This window comes from Hahella sp. HNIBRBA332, assembly GCF_030719035.1.
Taxonomy (GTDB): domain Bacteria; phylum Pseudomonadota; class Gammaproteobacteria; order Pseudomonadales; family Oleiphilaceae; genus Hahella.
In genome coordinates this window covers 5,218,180-5,237,726 of the sequence record NZ_CP132203.1, presented here as the reverse complement: position 1 = coordinate 5,237,726, position 19,547 = coordinate 5,218,180, and the positions used below count along the sequence as shown (strand labels likewise).

Annotated in this window: 12 protein-coding genes; 1 reads left to right on the top strand and 11 read right to left on the bottom strand. The window is 55.6% G+C overall.

Features of this window, described 5'->3' with window-relative positions; all coding sequences use genetic code 11:
- Nucleotides 1-48: 48 nt before the first annotated feature.
- The 4 genes from O5O45_RS23150 to O5O45_RS23135 all read right to left on the bottom strand — a co-directional run bounded on the left by O5O45_RS23150 (nt 49) and on the right by O5O45_RS23135 (nt 4,001).
- Complete coding sequence (locus O5O45_RS23150; protein WP_305901689.1) at nt 49-1,794, bottom strand: PHA/PHB synthase family protein; 1,746 nt, start codon at nt 1,792-1,794, stop codon at nt 49-51.
- A gap of 170 nt (nt 1,795-1,964) precedes the next feature.
- Nucleotides 1,965-2,756 (bottom strand): zinc ABC transporter permease subunit ZnuB, encoded by a 792-nt coding sequence (znuB, locus tag O5O45_RS23145; protein WP_305901688.1) that lies wholly within the window; start codon nt 2,754-2,756, stop codon nt 1,965-1,967.
- On the bottom strand, nt 2,749-3,516 hold the full coding sequence (gene znuC, locus O5O45_RS23140) for a zinc ABC transporter ATP-binding protein ZnuC (protein ID WP_305901687.1): 768 nt from the start codon (nt 3,514-3,516) through the stop codon (nt 2,749-2,751). Before znuC ends, znuB begins: the two co-directional genes overlap by 8 nt.
- A complete protein-coding gene (locus O5O45_RS23135) occupies nt 3,513-4,001 on the bottom strand; it encodes a Fur family transcriptional regulator (RefSeq protein WP_305901686.1) in 489 nt (162 codons plus the stop codon). Before O5O45_RS23135 ends, znuC begins: the two co-directional genes overlap by 4 nt.
- Before the next feature lie 362 nt (nt 4,002-4,363).
- On the opposite strand from O5O45_RS23135, the gene malE reads away from it, so the two are divergent.
- The gene (gene malE, locus O5O45_RS23130; RefSeq protein WP_305901685.1) at nt 4,364-5,593 is read left to right on the top strand and encodes a maltose/maltodextrin ABC transporter substrate-binding protein MalE; all 1,230 of its coding nucleotides are present in this window, start codon (nt 4,364-4,366) and stop codon (nt 5,591-5,593) included.
- A gap of 48 nt (nt 5,594-5,641) precedes the next feature.
- Here malE and O5O45_RS23125 read toward each other — a convergent pair whose 3' ends face one another.
- The 7 genes from O5O45_RS23125 to pilH all read right to left on the bottom strand — a co-directional run bounded on the left by O5O45_RS23125 (nt 5,642) and on the right by pilH (nt 19,520).
- The gene (locus O5O45_RS23125; protein ID WP_305901684.1) at nt 5,642-6,112 is read right to left on the bottom strand and encodes a chemotaxis protein CheW; all 471 of its coding nucleotides are present in this window, start codon (nt 6,110-6,112) and stop codon (nt 5,642-5,644) included.
- A 136-nt stretch (nt 6,113-6,248) separates the two neighbouring features.
- A complete protein-coding gene (locus O5O45_RS23120; protein ID WP_305901683.1) occupies nt 6,249-7,295 on the bottom strand; it encodes a chemotaxis protein CheB in 1,047 nt (348 codons plus the stop codon).
- Between the two features lie 4 nt (nt 7,296-7,299).
- Nucleotides 7,300-15,480: a hybrid sensor histidine kinase/response regulator gene (locus tag O5O45_RS23115; RefSeq protein ID WP_305901682.1), complete on the bottom strand. Its 8,181-nt coding sequence runs from the start codon at nt 15,478-15,480 to the stop codon at nt 7,300-7,302.
- Nucleotides 15,481-15,491: 11 nt separating this feature from the next.
- Nucleotides 15,492-16,385, bottom strand: coding sequence for a CheR family methyltransferase (locus O5O45_RS23110; RefSeq protein WP_011394524.1), 894 nt, complete (start codon nt 16,383-16,385; stop codon nt 15,492-15,494).
- A gap of 64 nt (nt 16,386-16,449) precedes the next feature.
- Nucleotides 16,450-18,516 (bottom strand): methyl-accepting chemotaxis protein, encoded by a 2,067-nt coding sequence (locus tag O5O45_RS23105; protein ID WP_305901681.1) that lies wholly within the window; start codon nt 18,514-18,516, stop codon nt 16,450-16,452.
- A gap of 77 nt (nt 18,517-18,593) precedes the next feature.
- The gene (locus O5O45_RS23100; RefSeq protein ID WP_305901680.1) at nt 18,594-19,139 is read right to left on the bottom strand and encodes a chemotaxis protein CheW; all 546 of its coding nucleotides are present in this window, start codon (nt 19,137-19,139) and stop codon (nt 18,594-18,596) included.
- An 18-nt stretch (nt 19,140-19,157) separates the two neighbouring features.
- A complete protein-coding gene (gene pilH / locus O5O45_RS23095; RefSeq protein WP_011394527.1) occupies nt 19,158-19,520 on the bottom strand; it encodes a twitching motility response regulator PilH in 363 nt (120 codons plus the stop codon).
- Nucleotides 19,521-19,547 lie beyond the last annotated feature (27 nt).

Here is a 19,547-nt window from a genome sequence, read left to right as displayed (position 1 = left end):
AACTATAGAGTTCCCCATTATCCGCATCAAGCGGAAGCCTGAAAGCCTTTATCTTTGATATACATAAGTGCCCGGTGCGTCACAAAGTTGCGGATAATCGGAATCCGGCGCGCCAAGCGGCGGAGGGGAGGTCTGCTCGGTGCTGCTGTGATCCCGCAGCCACTGGCTCCAGGCCGGCCACCAGGAGCCGTCATGGCGAGTTGCGATATTAAGCCAGTCGTCAGGACTGTAATTGCGGTCCTGACCGTATCGGGTGTTGATTTGATAACTGCGCCTTGGATGACCAGGTTCGCTGATGATGCCGGCGTTGTGGCCGCCGCTGGTCAGTAAAAAAGTAATCTCCGCGGAACTGGTGAGGCGGCGGATTTTATAAACGGATTTCCAGGGCGCGACATGATCTTTGGTGGCGCCGACGGCGAAGATGGGAATGCGAATATCGCGCAAGAATATTGGACTGTCGTCCACTTCAAAACGGCCTTCGGCGAGGTCGTTATTCAGAAACAGACTGCGCAGATACTGTGAATGCATGCGATAGGGCATGCGGGTGGTATCCGCGTTCCAGGCCATCAGGTCGTTCATGCTGCTGCGTTCGCCCAGCATGTATTCGCGCACGATGCGCGACCAAAGCAGATCCTTGGAGCGCAGCATCATGAAGGCGCCGGACATTTGCGTGGCGTCCAGATAGCCTTGCTCCCACATCAGGTCTTCCAGGAAGGTGAGCTGACTTTCATTGATGAACAGCATCAGTTCGCCGGCTTCTTTGAAGTCTGTTTGCGCAGCGAAAAGACTGATGGTGGCGAGCCGTTTATCTTCATCTCTCGCCATCGCGGCGGCGGCGATGCTGAGCAGGGTGCCGCCGAGACAATAGCCGACGCCATGCATTGGCGGGGCGTCGGGAACGATGGCGGAGATCGCGTCCAGCGCCTCCATCACGCCGAGACGCAGATAATCCTGCATGCCGAGATTGCGATCTTTGCCATCTGGATTCAGCCAGGAAATCATAAACACCGTATGGCCTTGCTCCACCAGATAGCGAGTCAGGGAGTTATGCGGCGACAGGTCGAGAATGTAGTACTTCATGATCCACGCAGGAACAATAAGCACCGGTTCTTTGTACGTGCTCTCTGTCGTAGGCGAGTACTGAATCAGCTCTATCAGGCGATTGCGATAGATCACTTTGCCCGGAGTAATGGCGAGGTTTTCGCCAACCTTATAATTTTCCGAACCGACAGGCGGGTCGCCATTGAGCAGACGCTGGGCGTCTTCGCGCCAGTTCTCCAAGCCGTCGAGTAAATTTTTGCCGCCGGTTTCCTGGGTTTTCTTAATGACCTCTGGATTCAACCAGGGAATATTGGATGGAGACATTAAATCCAATAACTGGCGCGCGCAAAACGAGACGATATTTTCGTTGCGGGGCGACACGCCGGGAATATCCGTGGTTGCGTAGTGCCACCACTGTTCATAAAGCAGGAACCATTGGTAGGCCAGGTTAAAGGGAAAGTGTCCCCATTCCTCGTTGCGAAAGCGGATATCCTGAGGAAGGGGTTCGATGACCGGTTCCGGGTTCTGGTTGGCGATGGCGCGGGAGCAATAGACGCCATAACGCAGCAGGTTGCGGGAGATGTTCTTCGCCAGTTCGGCCTGCTTACCGGGCGCCATCACCGCGTGACTGACCCAGTCTGTGTATGCCTGAATGAAAGCGGCGGGAGAGTTGCCGCCAGTACCGTACCCGATAAACGCATGCAATAGGCGGTCAATTGCCTTTGATTCCGCAAATAAAGAGCTGTCGTCCACGTTAGCCTCTTTGTTTTAGTAGACGTTAAAACACGACGCGAAACGCAGGAGCGCGTCCTGGTTGGATCCGGGGACTGCTTGTGGAATGATCACAGTAAGGAGTTGAGGCAGTGAAAGCAACCGTGAAAGGCGGCCGGCGAAACGCAATGTTCGCCGGTTTTTGCCTTGGATCAAGCGGGGCGTAGACGATGCGCGCCCATGCTGCTTAGAAACAGGACGAATGCCGCGACGACGACGGATGGCCCGGCGGGAGTGTCCCACCACCAGGACAGGCTTAGTCCTGCCACGACTGCGAAGACGCCGCTGGCGATGGCGAGCGCCGCCATTTTTTCTGGCGTATCGCTGAAAGGCCGGGCCGCAGCGGCCGGGATGATCAGCAAGGAAGTCACCAGCAGTACACCGACGACTTTCATGGCGAGAGCGATGACCAGGGACATCATCAGCATCAACAATAACTGGGTGCGCAGTACGTTGTAGCCCTCTACTGCCGCGAGATCCTCGTTCAATGTCATCATCAGCAGGGAGCGCCACAGCAGCTTGAGCATGATGATGGCGACCACCGCCCCGGCGAAAATCCAAATGACATCCTGGTAATTGAGCGCCAACAGGTCGCCGAACAGGTAACTCATCAGGTCCACTTGCTGATCCCGCATAAAGCTCAGCGCCACCAGTCCCAAGGACAAGGAGCTATGCGCCAGGATACCCAGCAGTGTGTCGGTAGCGATGTGTTTTTGCCTCTGCATCAGGGCCAGCGTCAGGCCCATCAATACGCATCCGGCGGTGATGGCGAGGCTGACGTTCACCTCCAGCATTAATCCCAAAGCGACGCCCATCAGGGCCGAGTGGGACAAGGTGTCGCCGAAATAGGACATGCGTCGCCACACTACAAAGCAGCCCAGGGGGCCGGTGATAAAAGCCAGGCCAATGCCCCCCAACAGGGCGGGAATGAGGATATCAAGCATGTTGGCCGCCGTGAGAGCATTCGCTGCCTGCGGCGACGGTGCCGTCGGCATGGTGGTGATGGTCGTGATGGTGGTGGTAGACCGCCAGCGAGCGCGCCGCCTGGGTTCCGAACAGGTTAATGAAGGCGGGCTCGTTGGACACTTTTTCTGGATGTCCGGCGCAGCAGATATGCCGGTTCAGGCACAGCACCTGATCGGTAGAGGCCATCACCAAGTGCAGATCGTGAGAAACCAGCAGCGCGCCGCAGTGCAGTTCATCCCGAAGCGAGCGGATAAGGCGGTACAGCTCCGCCTGGCCGGTAACGTCCACTCCTTGCGCGGGTTCATCCAGCACCAATAAGTCCGGCGCCCGCTGCAACGCACGCGCCAGCAACACCCGTTGCAGTTCGCCGCCAGATAAGGTGTGCATGGGTTGTTTGGCGACATGCTCCATTTCCACTCGTTGCAGGGCTTCGCGCCAGCGCTGAGGGTTGTGCGCCAACTGTAGAAACCGTTTGACGGTAAGAGGCAAAGAAGCATCGATATGAAAGCGTTGCGGCATATACCCGATTCTCAGGCCGGGACGGCGCAACACTTCCCCGCGGCTCAACGTCTGTATGCCCAAGAGCGCTTTGGCCAGGGTGGACTTGCCGGCGCCATTGGGGCCGATGACCGTGATGATTTCGCCGGGATTAATATCGAACGTGACGTTCTCTATTAGCGTGCGACCCTGAATTTCGACGGTGACGTCTTGCAGGCGAATCAATGGCGGCGCGTTCATTGGGCTGTCCTGCAGGCAGTACACAGGCCGCTGATTTCCAGCGTCATACTTTCCACTTCAAAATCCTGTTCCTGCGCCAGGCTCAACAACTGCTTGCGCAGCGCGTCCTCAGTAATTTCCTGGGCGCGCTTGCACTGTTTGCAAATCAAAAAGCCGCCCTGGTGGCCTTCCTGGGGACAAACGCAGCCCATGAAGGCGTTCAGTGACGCGATGCGATGCACCAGGCCATTTTCCTGCAGGAACTCCAGCGCCCGATATACGGTTGGCGGCGCGGAGTTACGGCCTTCCTGCCCAAACTGAGCAAGGATGTCGTAGGCGCCGATGGGCTTGTGAGATTGCCAGATCAGCTCCAGCACCCGCAAACGTGTGTCAGTCAGTCTCAGACCGCGTTCTTTACAGAGTCTCTTGGCGGTAATCAGCGCGTCATGAATGCAGGAGGCGTGATTATGTTGCTGAAACACGGCGTTGTCAGGTTGGCTGTTCATAATGATTCCGCAAGAGTTGCAATGCAGGCGTTAGCGCCGTTGTCGGCGGAGGCGTAAGAAATGTAATGTTATAACAATTGAGCTTGCGCTGAAACCGTCAACGGCGCTTATAGCGGCATCTGGCGTGAAACAGGTCGCCAAAGCGGCAAAATTTCGCGTTTTTATAAGGTTACTTGTATGCAAAACCGCCGGTTAGGGTCCATAATCCTTTGCTGGATGTTTGGCAGGCGCTTGTCGACATCTGCATTACAAAAATAAATCAGGGCGGAATGAAACCGGCGCATGCCGGATTGCCAGGAAGGTCGCGCTGAGTCCTCGGGTCGAGACTTCGAACCCCGTGAGACTTCAGAGGTAAAATAAGAATGTCAGCGCTAAAGAACCTTTTCACACTGGCGTTATGCTTGGTCAGCGCTTTCGCCTGCGCGTTTGAAAAAGACTCTCTCATTGTCTGGATAGGAGCCGACAAAGGCTCAAAAGGCGTCGCCGAAGCCGGCGCCGCATTCACCGCCGCCACTGGCATGAAAGTGAAGGTGGAGACGCCGGACGATCTCACCGTTCAATTCGACCGCCTCGCCCCTACGGCGCAAGGTCCGGATATTGTCATATGGGCCCATGAGCGTTTTGGTCCCTGGATCAATGACGGCTTTCTGGAGCCGGTTACTCCCTCTCAAAAGATGCGCGACAGCGTAGCGCCTTTCACTTGGCGGGCGCTGACGGTTGGCGATGATATATACGGCTTTCCCATCGCCATAGAAGCGGTGAGTCTGATCTATAACAAGGCGCTGGTGAAAACGCCGCCTCGTACGCTACAGGATGTCATAGCGCTGGATCGCGACCTGCGTAAGCAAGGTAAAAAAGCCATTGAGTGGGACTATAAGAATACTTACTTCAGTTGGCCTTTTATCGCTGGCGCTGGCGGCTACAGCTTTGGCAAGGCAGATGGCGTATACAATCTGGCGGACGTCGGCTTTGACAGTCGCGGTTCAGTTGACGCTGTGCAAGCAATCAAGCAATTGCTGGATCAGGGCGTACTGGAAAAGACTGCAGATTATGGTTCGATGATGAGTGGTTTCAAGAAAAGCGAGGTGGCGATGATCATCAATGGTCCCTGGTCGTGGCGTGAGATCCGCGATGCGGGAGTCAACTTTGGTGTGGACTACATTCCCGGGCTGACGGTGGAGCACCCAGGGCGTCCTTTTGTTGGCGTTCTGGCTGCGGGAATTAATTCCGCGGGAAGAAACAAAGAAGCCGCCCAGCGCTTTCTGGAAGACTATCTGCTGACTTATGAGGGGCTAAAGAAAGTGAATACAGACAAGCCCTTGGGCGCGGTAGCCAATGTTCAGCTAATGAAAGAGCTTTCCGCCGATCCTTTGATCCGTCACACATTTGTATCCGCTGAAAAAGGAGAGCTGATGCCGGATGTGCCGGAAATGAAGCGCTTCTGGGGATTATTTACTTATAAGCTGCCAGCGATGTTGAAAGGGGAGGCGGCGATCAGCGCAACACTGAACGACATGGCGGATCGATTGCGGAAACTGGATGAATTGAAAGGCTGGGGGCGGAGGCACTATCTTTCAGATAAGGAAAGCTGAGCTTTGATATACGAACGACTGGGGCGCATGAGCGCCCCGGTAAATCGATCAGCGTGCGGAAACCGCCTGTAGCGCGAGCAGCTCCATTTGTTCCAGAGAGGGAATAATGGCCTCTTCGCCGCTAACCTTCACCATCATTTTATCCATAGGGCCCAGCTCGGCTTTTTCATGGGCGCTGACTTCCTCGCTCCGCACCTTCATCAAACGAGGCAGACCCTGGGTCACGAACGCCATAAATGGCAGTAGTTTGTGTTTGTCGCCAATCGTGTTGGTGACAGCGATCCGGGTATGGGCGGATTGCGCGCCTGTGGCGGATTTGTTGGCCTTGTCATAAGACACCAGAGGCAGACGCAGGCCGCGCCAGCGAATGTAGCCCAGAAACCAGTCCGCACCGTCTTCAACGGGCTCCGGCGCCTGATAGTCAACGATTTCAGCGATGCTGGCGTTGGGTAATAGCAAGTTCTTTCCCTGTACGGGAATCAGTAAACAGGAGATCTGTCCGGAGGTTTGCTCCACCATGAATCTATCCTCGAAATCGTTTGTCTTACCGGCGCCTGTCTCACGGCGGGCGCGAATATCATCTCTGGACCAGCCGCAGGTCCAAGCCGATAGAGCTTCAGTCTGAGTCTAGCTTAACAGACCGGGTTAGGGAACGTCAGGCCAGGCCGCGCTTGCGCTTCGCCAGCTCCTCAAGCTCTACGGTTTTCAGTAACTTTTCCGCCAACTGATGCGGTGCGCCGCGAAACTCCACGCACCCCGTTGCGGCGACGGAGTCCGGCATTGAGCTATTGGCGCAGGTGTCCGAAGTCTGAGACCAGATACGGCTTCCATAAGCACGCAACAGGGGGCCGGCGAGAGAGCCGTCGTTACCCATGCCGCTAAAAATAATTGCATTACAACGGCCGCTATAATAGCCGCCAACATTCAACATAACCTGATCAATGGACGGCCCATAAGGGCCTGGCCAGGCGTTTTCTCTGACCTCCATCGTCCCCTCCGCGCTGAACACCACTTCGTGGTCGACAGGCATGATTACCACTTCGCCGTAATGCAGACGCGCGCCGTCCTGTACTTCTTTCAGGTCGAAAGCCGAGTGACGGCCTAACACCCGCACCAGTACATTAGCGGCGTTCTGGTCGATATGCTGAGCGTAAACGAAGGCCACGGGCAGGCCTGAAGGTAAGCAGTCGAGAAAACTCTTTACCGCCGCCGGGCCGCCTAAGGATGCGCCCAGAATCCATACCCTTTCCACAGGATCGTTAACGCCGCCGGGCCGGATATGATGGGGCAACGGCAGTGCGGAAGGGCCGCCTGGTGAGGCTTCCAGTGCAGTTAATGAGGCGCTGGCCTGGGTAAGCGTGGGCGGTTCGCCCAGCAATTCCACCAATTTGGTGAACAGGCGCCGCTCCCATTTGGCGTAATCGAGGCTGTGCTTATTGGGCGCTTCCCCTAATCCAAACAAGACGGGGGCTTCGCTATGATCAATCAGCGTATCAATGGCGTCCGCCCAACGGTCTTCGTCGGCCAGTATGACGATCCACACCTCTGCAGCGGCGTGGCGCTCAAGGAGCGCCGTGCTCAGCCGGGAAGGATCACAGCTGGCGATCACCGAGAAACCGTATCCTTCCACCGCGCTTTGCATGATATGCCGCTGTAAAGGGCAGTCTGAAATAATGCCAACTTTTGCAGCCTGCACTGACATCCAGTTATTCCACTAGTCGTTCTATCGTCTCAAGCAGAATTTTTTCCTGGAAGGGTTTACCGAGATATTCGTTAACGCCGATTGAAAGCGCACGCTCGCGGTGTTTCTGTCCGGTACGCGAGGTGATCATAATGATCGGCACATCTTTCAGGCGCTCGTCGTGACGCACCAGACTCGCCACCTCGAATCCGTCCATACGCGGCATCTCTATATCCAGCAGCATGACGTCCGGTTTGTGATCCTGCAATAGCGCGATCGCGTCCACACCGTCCTTCGCGGTAATGACTTCCATACCGTTCCGTTCCAGCAGGCGGGAAGTAACCTTCCGTACTGTAACCGAGTCGTCCACCACCATAACGGTAGTCGGGCCGGATGCTGCGCGCGCAGGCTCCGCCGCTGGTTTGAGCGTCGGTGTAATGCTGGGGCCGAAGTGAGTCATATCGCTGCGGATAAGCGCAGGCAAGTCAAGAATCACGACCACGCTGCCATCCCCCAGAATGGTGGCGCCGGAGACGCCGCGTACTGAGGAGAACTGGGTGCCGAGACCTTTTACAACAATCTCGCGGGAGCCCATCAGGCTGTCCACCTGCAGAGCCAGAGGCTGATCGCCGCCGCCGCGCACCAGAATGACCGGCAAGGGCAGGGGTTGGCCTTGCAGTTTCGGATGGTGTTCGCTCTTCAACAGGTTGCCCAGGTACTGCAGGCGATATTTTTGGCCTGCGTACTCGTACAGCGGCGCGTTGGGTTTGTAGTACTCTTCCAACTCATAAGTGCTGACGCGCACGATACCTTCAATCGTGTTCAACGGAATCGCGTAATAGTCCTCGCCAGTGTTCACCATCAGCGCCCGGTTCACGGAAACTGTGAATGGCAGGTGGACGATAAAGCGCGTGCCGTGTCCGGGCTTGGAGTCAATGGTGACGCGTCCGCCAAGCTGTTTGATCTCGCTGGCCACAACGTCCATACCTACGCCGCGTCCGGAAATCTGGGTGACTTTTTCCGCGGTGCTGAAGCCTGCCTGGAAGATAAACTGCAGCATATCGTGATCGCTAATGTGCGTGCCTTCGTCGATCAAACCGCTCTTGATGGCTTTACGTCTGACTGCGTCGACGTTGATGCCGGCGCCGTCGTCGGAAAGAATCAGTACAACGTCGCCGCCTTCACGGCCTACCGACAGCTCAATGCGTCCGGTTTCCGATTTGCCTTTGGAGCGGCGTTGCTCGGGCATTTCCACCCCGTGGTCGATCGCGTTACGCAGCATGTGCTCCAATGGCGCCAGCATGCGTTCCAATACGGTACGGTCCAGCTCGCCTTCCGGGTTGTACACTTCGAAATCGGCTTTCTTGCCAAGTTCGGAGCTTACTTGCCGAATGATACGGCGCAGCCTGGGAACGATCGAGGTGAACGGAACCATGCGGGTCTTCATCAACCCTTCCTGCAGCTCCGTATTGATACGGGATTGTTGCAGCAGCAGGGTTTCCGCGTCACGGGCCTTATCCATCATGGTTTCACGAAGGTCGGTCAAGTCCGAAGAGGACTCGCTTAACGCTCGCGACAACTGCTGAATAGAGGAGTAGCGGTCCATTTCCAGCGGGTCAAAGTCTTCGTACTTGACGCCGCTCTCTTTTTCCATGCGGAACAGAACCTGAGCTTCCGTCTCCATATCCATCCGGCGCAACTGTTCGCGCAGACGGTCGATGGTTGACTGCATTTCTTCCAAAGTGTAGGTGAAGTCACTGATCTGCTGTTCAAGCAGACCACGGGTAATACTGGTTTCACCTGCGAGGTTAACCAAGTTATCGAGCAGGTTGGCGGAGACCCTGACGGTTTCTGCGGCTGCCTGACGTTGCGCCGCAGGTTGTGCGGGCTGCATCTCGGTTTTGGCCGGTTCTTCCTTTCTGACAGCAGGAACGGCTTGCTCACGCTGCATCTGCACCATGCGCTCAGCCAGAATTTCTTGTTCGCTTTTCTGCGCTTCCGCCGCGGTTGCTTCCGCCTCGGCTTCCTGCTGACTGCTGTAATAGTTTTTAACCTGTCCGATTTCGCTTTTCAGGCGATTGAACAGAATTTCGATCTCGCTGCGCAGGGCGTCGTCCAGCTCATGCTTATGGTCATAAGCTTCTTTAACGATGGACTCGATTTCCTGCGCCAGGTCGCCGATGTTAGTCAGGGTAGCGAGACGCGCGCCGCCTTTCAGCGTGTGCAGGGCGCGGGACATGGAGTCCGCATGCACGCTGTTGCGGGGCTCGCGGGTCCAGTCGTTGAACTCACGCTCCAGGCTCGCCTGCAGTTCATTCGCTTCTTCTACGAAGACTTGCAGGATTTCCGGGTCGACATCCAACGCGAACTCAGAGGCTGGTAATTCATCGCCGCTGCCGACTTCTTTCAGTTCGCGAATCAACTCGTTGGGAACTTCCGGTTGCTCCAGCTGCTCAATCTGATCCAATAGACGGCCGATGTAACGGATGGAACGGTCCACCAGCGTGATCAGTTCGTCAGGGACCTGATGCTTGCCGTCGACGACGCTCTCCATGCGCTCGGTCAGCGCTTCAGTGAGAGCATGCACGCTGTCGATATTCGCCAGCTTGGCGCCGCCGTTCAGGGTTTGCAGATCCCGAACCAGCTCTTTCGCCGGCGTAATGTTATCCGGATTGGCTTTCCAGCGATCGAAGCAGTCAATTACTGCGTCCATGATGTCCCTGGATTCGTCCAGGAAGATGCTGCGCAGGTCTTCGTCGCTGGTTTCCTGAGCGGATGCCTGCAGAGACTGTTGTTCGCGCTCGATTTCCGCAATGGTGTCTCCGCGATCATGAGGGCCTTTCGCAGCCAGATCATGTTGCGCGCAGTACTTAATGACTTGCTGGGCGAGATCGTTCGCCGCACGCACCGGGCTGTTGCTGGTGACGCTATCCACCATTTCCGCCAGGCGGTCATGGCAGGCCAGCATCAAATCAGACAGTGACGGCTCCGCCAGGAAACGACCTTCGACAATGCCCTCGAACAATGTTTCCAGTTCGTGAGCCAAATCGCCGATAGGCTTGATTTCCGCCATGCGTGCGCCGCCTTTCAACGTATGCAGCGCGCGTTGCAGTTCCTTCACATGCTCGATATTTTCGAGCTCGCCCAACCAGCTTTGCAGGTTGCGGGCGGTGGAGTCCACCAATTCATTGGCTTCTTCCAGGAATATGGAGACCAGCTCCTGATCCAGATCACTGATGTCGTAAACTGGATTCTCGATAGGCGCTTCTTCAACCGGCGCAGGCTCTGCAGTGATTTCTTCGACGTCCGCAAGGTCTTGCAGCCCTTCCGCCATCTCATCGACTTGAGACTCAGGCGTCGTTTCAACAGCGGCTTCCACTTCTGGATGCGCGTCGACAATATAGTCGTCTTCGCCATCCGCGTAGTGATGACCGGCGCCTTGCGCCATGTCGTGAACGCGGCCAATCAAATCGCGAGCAGGGGAAGCCACTTGGTTCTGAGCGACGGCGTCCACCATACCCGCCAGACGGTCGTGACACTCCATCACCAGGCCAACCATGGCTGGTTCCGGCGCCAGACGGCCTTCGGTCATTCTTTCAAACAGCGTTTCCAGCTCGTGAGCCAAGTCGCCGATGGACTTGATCTCCGCCATTCTGGCGCCGCCTTTCAGCGTATGCAGATCACGCTGTAGTTCTTTTAAATATTCCAGATTGCCCAGCTCTTCAGACCAGTTGTGCATAGTCTCGCCGGTGCGCTGGATAATGTCCTGGGCTTCCTCCAGGAAGATTTCGACCATTTCTGGATCAAGGGGAGCGACTTCCTCAAGAACAGGGATCTCTTCTTCTTCGCTCAAATCCATCGTCGGCAGACTGGTTTCGTCGTAGGAAACCTCGTCGCCTTCATCCTCATCGTCCTCAGAAGAACGCTCGCCGGACAGGTAAGCATGCAGGGCGTCAATCAGATCCTGAGCGTCATTACAGGTGCGCGTGGCGGTGACGGAATCGACCATGCCCGCCAAGGTGTCGTGCGCCAGCAAAGACAAGTTGCTGGCTTCTTCATCCGGCGTGACCCGCTGTTCTACGATGCCTTCGAACAGGCTTTCCAGTTCATGGGAGAGGTCGCCGATAGGAGGAATGCCCGCCAGTCTGGCGCCGCCTTTCAAGGTGTGCAGATCGCGTTGTAGTTGCTGAACTAACGCCATGTTATGAAGATCCTGCGACCACTGCTGCATCACATCCGCGGAGGATTGAATGATGTCCTGAGCTTCTTGCAGGAACACATCCGCCAGCTCTGGGTCCAGTTCGTACACTACGCCGCCGGAAGCGACAGGCGCAGGCGTTTCTTCGATCTCCTCCATGAAGCTTGCAGAAGGTTCAATCACCTCTGGCTCTTCCGGTAAACCGATATCAAAATTAATATCTTCGGCGAGTTCGTCTTCTTCCGCCTCTTCGATGATTACGTCGTCCAAAAGAGGAATATCGTCATCGGCTGAGTGGACGACTGGTAGTTCTATGCTCTCTTCTTCGGCGACTTCCTCGACGGGAGGAACGTTATCAGCAGGCGCTGACTCGACTGGCTTGGCGAGAGCATAGAGCTCTTGGATCAGAGAGGCGTCAGGCTGAGTGGCGAGACCCGCAGCAACCTGATCCATCATGCTGATCAGCACGTCGTGCCCGCGCTTCGCGATAGTGAAGAAACGATCGTCCGTGTTGGCGCCGCCGGCTTCCGCCAGTTCGTAGGCGGTTTCCAGCGCACGGGAAAGTTCTGCGACATCTTCCAGACCGGCCACTTCTGCGCCGCGGGATAATGTGGTCAGCTCAGTGACCAGCTTGTGCAGATCTTCTTTGGAGTTCGGGTTCTGACTCCATTCGTTCAGGATGCGCTCGGCGTCCAGCAGAATATCCACGCCTTCCGTCAAGAACAGATTGATCAGTTGTGGATCGGGTTTGCTGGTGGCCTGCAATACGTCGCTTTGAGCAGCGTTAGTCAGGATGCGATTGCTGACAGTAGCCAGCTTCTCCAGGTATTCGTTGGCGCCGTCCAGCGGCTTCAGCGGCGTGCTTTCAATTTGATCCAGGCCGCGACGCACAAAACTTGCGCCTTCCTGCAACAGTTCGCGAATATCGCTGTCTACGCTGACGCCGCGAGCGCGGGCTTCTTTTACAAACTTCTCAAGCGGCACCACGACGGTAGCGATAGGCTCAATACCAGCGGTATTGGCGCTGCCTTTGAGCGTATGCATGGCGCGGGAGATTTCGTCCGTAATCGGCGTAGGCTCGCTATTCGCGGCGGCTTTGGCGATGAACGTCGCCAGCGTCTCAAGGTGGCTTTCTGTTTCCGCCTTGAAAATGTCTTTTAGAGCAGGATCTATGTCCAGGGTCGGCTCGCCCGCCGCTGTGGCGGAAGCGTCCTGATCGAGCTTCAATGGCTTGGGAATCTCACCCTTGGCGATGGCGTGAGCCTGATCCATATACGGCTGCGTATTATGGCTGGGCTTACGGCGCAGTTTGAAGTCTTCGACAAGGTCAGGAAGGATCTTGGTCACGGCCTGCATCAGCTCGCCAATATCCTGGCTCATGAAAATAGTGCCGTCGATGATACGGTTCAGCAGATTTTCAATGGACCAGGCCAACTCGCCTACGAGCGTAGCGCCGACCAGGCGACCGCTGCCTTTCAAGGTGTGGAAGGCGCGGCGTACTTCAATCAACGCTTCCTGATTGTCGTAACTGGCCAGATAAGAGGGCAGGTACTGACCAATGGTGTCCAGTACTTCCGCCGCCTCTTCAACGAAAATCTCGATGATCTCGTCATCGATCATGTCATCTTCGTCTTCTTCCTCCAGTTCTGGAACCACAACGGTTTCAGCGACAGGCTCGGGGATAGACGGAGGCTCTATGGGCTCAGGCGTTTCTTCAAGGACAGGCGCTTTCTGTTCGGAAGCCGCTACAGGCTCTTCAATTGGGGCAGGAGCGGGCTCTTCCTTAGGTACGGACAGGTCGATATCAGAAGCGGCGCCTTTCTCGCGGGAGAGGCGACGGGCCGCCGCCAGTGCTTCGGCTTTGGCGACGAACTGATCTACATCGTTGATTTCCTGACCAGTCTTAAAGCGCTCAATCAGCTCAGGCAGCTTGTTGATAACGCCTTCCAGCAGTTCGAACATTTCCAGCGTGGCGGTAATGGAGCCGTCGATCACACGGTTAAGCATGTTCTCCACACTCCACGCCAACTCGCCCAGCGTGGTGGCGCCGACCAAACGGCCGCTGCCTTTAAGGGTATGGAATGCGCGACGAATTTCCGCCAGCGCAGCCTGATCGTCAGGGTTGCTCTGGAAGTTGGGGAAATAGTTATGAATGGTCGCAAGAACTTCTTCTGCTTCTTCGACGAAGATTTCGACGATTTCGTCGTCGATAAGTTCTTTGTCGGAGGCTTTGTCGCGGGATGACTCGGGCGGCGTAGATATCGCCGGCGCAGTTCCCGCCACGGTTTGTGGGGCCACGGCGACGGCGTCGCCCACTGGATAACCCAGTTGCGCCAAGCTTTCTTCCGCGACCTGCAGAATCAGCTCATTGTCCTGGCTGCCTTCGCTCAGGCGCTCCAGGTAATACTCAATACTGGTGATGGCGTCGGCCAACGTATCCAGCTGGTTCCAGTCAGGGGACTGATCGCTGTCAAGCAACCGGTCCTGAATATAGCGCGCGGAGGCGTCCAACAAGTCGGCGGCGCGTTCCAACGGAATAATGCGCAGCCCGCCGCGAATGCTCTGCAGCAGCTTCGGCACGCTTTCGATTTCGGAGCGATCCCAGTGAGAGGCGATGTACTCGACAATATCGGTCTTCGCCTGCTCCAGACCGTTGCGGGCTTCACGGATGACGGCTTCGTGGGCGTTGTCGACCTGCTCTTTGGGAATTGCTGCGCCGCCGGCGTTATCGCCGCTGCTGGAGCGCTGGGAACCCGCGTCGTCGCTGAAGCCGCTAAGAGTGGCTTCGACATAGAGAAGGGCGCCGGCGATATCCATCAAGACATTGTCGTCCGGTGTATCCGTGCTGGAAGAGAGAGCTTCAATTAAGTCGATCTGCTCTTGCACCACTTTCCGGGGAATGCCCAGACCCAGAACCGCCATGGTGTTGGCGACTTGATGCAGCCCCGGCAACAGTTCCGCCAGGTCGCTGCTGTCTTTGAATTCGCCTCGGACGAACAGGTCCAGTTGGTCTTTAACTCGAGCCAGCTCTTCGTTAAGCGCTTCCACCACAGATTCAATCGCGCCTTTGTCCGGGCCGGACATTTTCTGACGCTCAATGTCCACTTCTTCGTCGCTGGGGAGAGCCTGATCCAGGCGGTAATCTTCACGCACGCCTTCTATGGCGGGAGTGCGGGCGTCGGAACGGGCGACGTAGTAAAGCAAGTGCTTCAGTAAATCTTCAGGCGGCGCCTGCACCAGAATGTCGATGTTTTCATCAATGACTTTCTTGATGCGGTAATCCAGTGCGCGCAGCAGATTCTTGATTGCGGAAGACAGTTCGATGCCGTTATTCACTAATGCTTCGATGAAAGCATGGGCGACTCGCCAGATCTGCCCTTGGGCGGTATCGCGACAGAGGGACTCAAGACGTTTGAACACCTTGCCCATATAGCTGAAGTTAGCCGGCAGTTCGCTTTCACGGATCACTCCGGCGAGGGCGAACTGATACATTTGCCGCAGCTTACGCAACTGCATGATGACTTTGTCGTCGTGCAGGCGCTGATTCACTCCTGGTGGCGCGGCGATGCGGGCCATGGAAAGGTCAGGGGTGAATAAAGAGGTGTCGGAAAGCAGTGATTCGCCACGCGAAGCGCGCAGATCATTCAGAATCGGCAGCAGAATAACGGGGAGATCGCGCCGGCTGGACTGCAGGCGGTTGAGATAGTTTGGCAGTTGCAGAATCGCCCGCATCAGCACTTCGATAGCTTCATCGGGGTGCGGAACGGTTTCCTGCAGAACTGCTTGCGCCAGTTTCTCCATTTCTTCCGCCAATAAGGCGGCGCCATAGAACTCGACCATCTGCAGAGTTCCATGAACCTGATGTATGTAGTTCAGACAAAAGCGTAATTTGGCGCTGTCTTCAGTGTTGTTGACGTAGTCCTCAAGCGCTAACTGCGCTTGCTTAAGTGTACTGTCGATTTCGCCCTTAACCCAATCAAGAGCTACATAGTCATGGTTGCCCGCCATAACTTCTCCAATTAACTGTTGCGCTCGTTTCGCCTGATAAAAGCGAGAGTTTTGTCACTTCCGACCCGCTGCAAAAGAGGGTGGGTCCAGTCAACGATTTCTCCCAGTCCCAATACCAGTATGCCACCTGGCACCAGGCGTTCAGCCAAGCGGTTGAGGATTTCCTTACGCCGCCAGCGTCTGAAATAAATCAATAAGTTCTGGCAGAAAATAATGTTCATGCCATGCATCGGCGCGTCTTTAAGGTTAAGCACGTTAACCCTTGCAAAACACACTCTCTCTTTCAAGCGCGGGATTACTGCGTAGAGATTCCCGTTACGCTTTTCAAAAAATTTCTCTTTGCGTTCTTCGTTCAGGGTGACCAGTTTGCGTGCCGGGTAAACAGCGGTTCGAGCCTTCTCCAGCACCGGCGAGGATATGTCCGTGCCGGTAACGCCGTAGTACTTGGCCAATCCCAGAGCTTCAAGACACTCTTCGATGATCATGGCCAGCGTATAAGGCTCTTCTCCGGTTGAGCAGCCAACGCTCCAGGCTTCGATGGTGGACTTGGCCAGTGCTTCAACCGGCCGGGTCAGCAGATAATCCTTGACCAATCCAAACGCATCTTCGTCTCTGTAAAACCGGGTTTCCTGAACCGTCAGCCGATCTACCAGGATGGCCCATTCGACGACGCCGGATGGACTGTCAACGATTTTGTGAAAGTACTCCTGATAGGAGGGGCAGCCGATTTCCCGCATCCGAATGCCCAAGCTGGTCTGCAGAAATGTCTTGCGCTGTATTGGCAAGTTCATTCCAGTGCGTTTCTCCAGCAACGCCTGCCACCGGAAGAATTCCTGATCTTCCATTGGCGGCAGGGTTTTTAAACTCCATGATCCCTCAACTTCAGTGCCATCATTGATCGCCATAGTGGCGCCTTAGTCGTGTCCTTGCTGTTGTCGGACGATAGGTCATTGAAACATCAACACAGGTTTAGGCGGCGTCGATGTCCAAGTCTTCCTCGTTGCTGTGACCTACCTGGTCAGGCAGCTTGAAACCTGCTACGGAGTTACGCAGCTGGTTGGCCAGTTCCGCCAGTTTACCGATGGACTTCGCTGTCGCGTTCGTACCTGCGGAGGTCTGCGAGGTAATTTCCTGGATAACGTTCATCGTATTGGAAATATGGCCTGCTGAAGACGACTGCTGACGTGCGGCGTTCGAGATGTTCTGGATCAAGTCCGCAAGGTTTTTCGATACGTTCTCGATTTCTTCCAGGGCGACACCCGCGTCTTGTGCGAAGCGCGCTCCACGCACCACCTCTGCGGTGGTTTGTTCCATGGAGATTACCGCCTCGTTGGTGTCGGTCTGGATGGTTTTTACCAGTGCTTCAATCTGCTTGGTCGCTGCAGAGGAACGTTCCGCAAGGCGCTGTACCTCGTCCGCAACAACCGCGAAGCCTCGACCTGCGTCACCGGCCATAGATGCCTGAATCGCAGCGTTCAAAGACAGAATGTTGGTTTGGTCGGCAATGTCGTTAATCAACGATACGATATCTCCGATCTCCTGGGATGATTCACCCAGACGCTTGATCCGCTTGGACGTTTCCTGAATCTGTTCACGGATGTTATCCATGCCGCGAATAGTGGACTGTACGATTTCTGCGCCTTTCTTCGCGATCGCAACCGACCGCTCCGCAACCGCTGCTGATTCGGCGGCGTTGGAAGATACTTGGTCGATAGAAACGGCCATTTCGTTGATCGCCGCGGATGCGCCAGCAATTTCCTGCGCCTGGTGCTCGGAAGCGTCGGCCAGATGCATCGCAGTCGCCTGAGTTTCCTGGGCTGCGCCTGCTACCCGTACGGCGGTTTCGTTAATGGAGGTTACCAACTGACGCATCTGGTCGATCGCGAAGTTGATGGAGTCGGCGATCGCGCCCGTGAAGTCCTCGGTTACCGTCGCCTCTGTAGTCAGGTCGCCGTCCGCGAGGTCGGCCAGTTCGTCCAGGAGTCGCAGGATCGCGTTCTGGTTCTGTTCGTTCTGAGAAGCCTCTTTTTCGTAACGCTTTTTAGATTCCTGAGAACCAATGTAGAAGATGATCAAGATCGCAACGATGATGAGGAACAGCAGGGCGTAACCCAATTCGTCACTAACCAGACGGCCTTCAGCCTGAGTCTGGAATACTTCGTTCAGTTTAGAAGTCTCGGTCAACAGCGCCTGAGATTTCTCAAAGATGTTGTTCGCAGCTTCACGCACCCGGAACAGTTCAGGGGACGTTTCAAGAATGGTGTCTACGTTTTCGTTAACGAATTCGAACAGTTCCGCGATAGCTTCCAGGCCGAAGGTGGCGTCTTCGTCAGCCACTTTGGTGATGCCCATAACCTGGTTGCCTTCAACCATCCCGTTCAGTACGCGACCGAACAAGTTTACGTCGCGGCCGAAACGGTCCGCTGCGGTTACCGCGTCCTCGCCACCGGCGAGTACTTTGTTAACGCTTCGTACAATACGTTCCGCCAGCAGCGACTGACGCTGGGCTACCGCAACCTGATCGGCGGGCGCATTGTTTTCCAAAAGAATCTGTACAACGTCGTCATACTCAACCTGTAGCTGGGGAATGGTGTCGTTGAGTGTGATGGCGACCTGGTGTAACTGCAGAACGGTGTCTTTGGAGCCGAGGATCTGGTCCGCCGCCTCACGTACGTCGTCCCACAGGCCGGTTACGTTAGACATCTGCACGTTTTCAACTGCTGGCAGGTTACGCTCTGGGTTGCCTTTGGTCAGATAATCCCACAAGCGTTGGAAGTCGTCCCGGGAGCGGCGCAATTCTTCGAAAGCTTCCGATTTACCGTCCGCGGCCTCCGAGGAGTTCTTTGCGATCTCCTGAGAAAGTACCCGCAGCTCGGAAGCGTAACTGATGTACGTCTTATCCTGACTCGCGTTAAGGTTTACCGTAAATATAACGTAGAGAAGGGCGATTACCGCCACAATCACCACGCCATACATGGCTAGCTGAATAGGGTTCGCACCCTGTCCGGACGAAGTTTTTCCAGATATTGATATCATTGCTTTGGCTCCCCAGCCTTTTCAACTCTAACCATCTAACAGCGTAGCAGACGCTGTAATAGCTGCGCAGCGATTTCTCACTGCGCTACGTTTATGAAATTGGAATCTGCCACCAGACTGGTCGTATCGAATACAATCCAGCGTTCGTTACTACGGGCGTAAAAGCCGCTTACATAAGGTCTCAGCACTTCCGGGATATCCGGCGCGTCCTTTTGGAAGCTGTCCACCGGGAAGTACTGCATGCCAAGCACGCCGTCCACTATCAGGCCGCTGAAAACATCGCCCTGCTCAATGACCAATACGCGCCTGTTTCTCGTGCTGCTGCGAGTTTGTTGCGGCAGCTCGAAGAAAGAAGTCAGGTCCATTATAGGAAGAAGCCGCCCACGTACGTTGGCGACGCCCTGCATCCAGGTTTTAACGCCCGGAATCTGCGTGAAACGGGGGACCGGGAGGATTTCAACCACCTCTCCCATTGCTGCGACGAAGTTAAGTCCCGCCAGAGAGAAACCGATTCCGTTCCATAACTCAATGACGTCTTCCTGCGCAGGCAAACCCTCTGCTAAGGCCTTGCTCTTGGCTTCAATCTCGGCAAGTACGGCAAACGGGTCCGTAGTAATTGACATGATAAAAAGTGGCTCCGCCTATCTGATGAGCTCGTTGATCGTATTGATCAGATCGCTTTCATTGACAGGTTTGACCAGATAGCCCTTGGCGCCCTGACGCGTACCCCATACGCGGTCAGTTTCCTGGTCTTTGGTAGTGACGATGACCACCGGAATATTGGCGGTCTCTTCTGCGCGAGTCAGCTGACGAGTCGCCTGGAAACCGTTCAGTCCGGGCATAACGACGTCCATCAGGACAAGGTCAGGTTTTTCCGAGCGGGCCAGCGCCACGCCGTCAGCGCCGTTGTCGGCGGTTAAGATTTCGTGTTGATGCTTTTCCAGAATGCTTGAGATCTTGCGGACCTCAGTTGGCGAATCATCTACGATAAGTATGCGAGCCATAATTCCCCCGAAAACTCATGTGTAACC

Bases quoted from the DNA above. Each gene is read 5' to 3' on its own strand.
- O5O45_RS23115 (WP_305901682.1), bottom strand. From the start codon at position 15,480: ATGGCGGGCAACCATGACTATGTAGCTCTTGATTGGGTTAAGGGCGAA.
- znuB (WP_305901688.1), bottom strand. From the start codon at position 2,756: ATGCTTGATATCCTCATTCCCGCCCTGTTGGGGGGCATTGGCCTGGCT.
- znuC (WP_305901687.1), bottom strand. From the start codon at position 3,516: ATGAACGCGCCGCCATTGATTCGCCTGCAAGACGTCACCGTCGAAATT.
- malE (WP_305901685.1), top strand. From the start codon at position 4,364: ATGTCAGCGCTAAAGAACCTTTTCACACTGGCGTTATGCTTGGTCAGC.
- O5O45_RS23120 (WP_305901683.1), bottom strand. From the start codon at position 7,295: ATGTCAGTGCAGGCTGCAAAAGTTGGCATTATTTCAGACTGCCCTTTA.
- pilH (WP_011394527.1), bottom strand. From the start codon at position 19,520: ATGGCTCGCATACTTATCGTAGATGATTCGCCAACTGAGGTCCGCAAG.
- O5O45_RS23135 (WP_305901686.1), bottom strand. From the start codon at position 4,001: ATGAACAGCCAACCTGACAACGCCGTGTTTCAGCAACATAATCACGCC.
- O5O45_RS23125 (WP_305901684.1), bottom strand. From the start codon at position 6,112: ATGGTGGAGCAAACCTCCGGACAGATCTCCTGTTTACTGATTCCCGTA.
- O5O45_RS23105 (WP_305901681.1), bottom strand. From the start codon at position 18,516: ATGATATCAATATCTGGAAAAACTTCGTCCGGACAGGGTGCGAACCCT.
- O5O45_RS23110 (WP_011394524.1), bottom strand. From the start codon at position 16,385: ATGGCGATCAATGATGGCACTGAAGTTGAGGGATCATGGAGTTTAAAA.
- O5O45_RS23100 (WP_305901680.1), bottom strand. From the start codon at position 19,139: ATGTCAATTACTACGGACCCGTTTGCCGTACTTGCCGAGATTGAAGCC.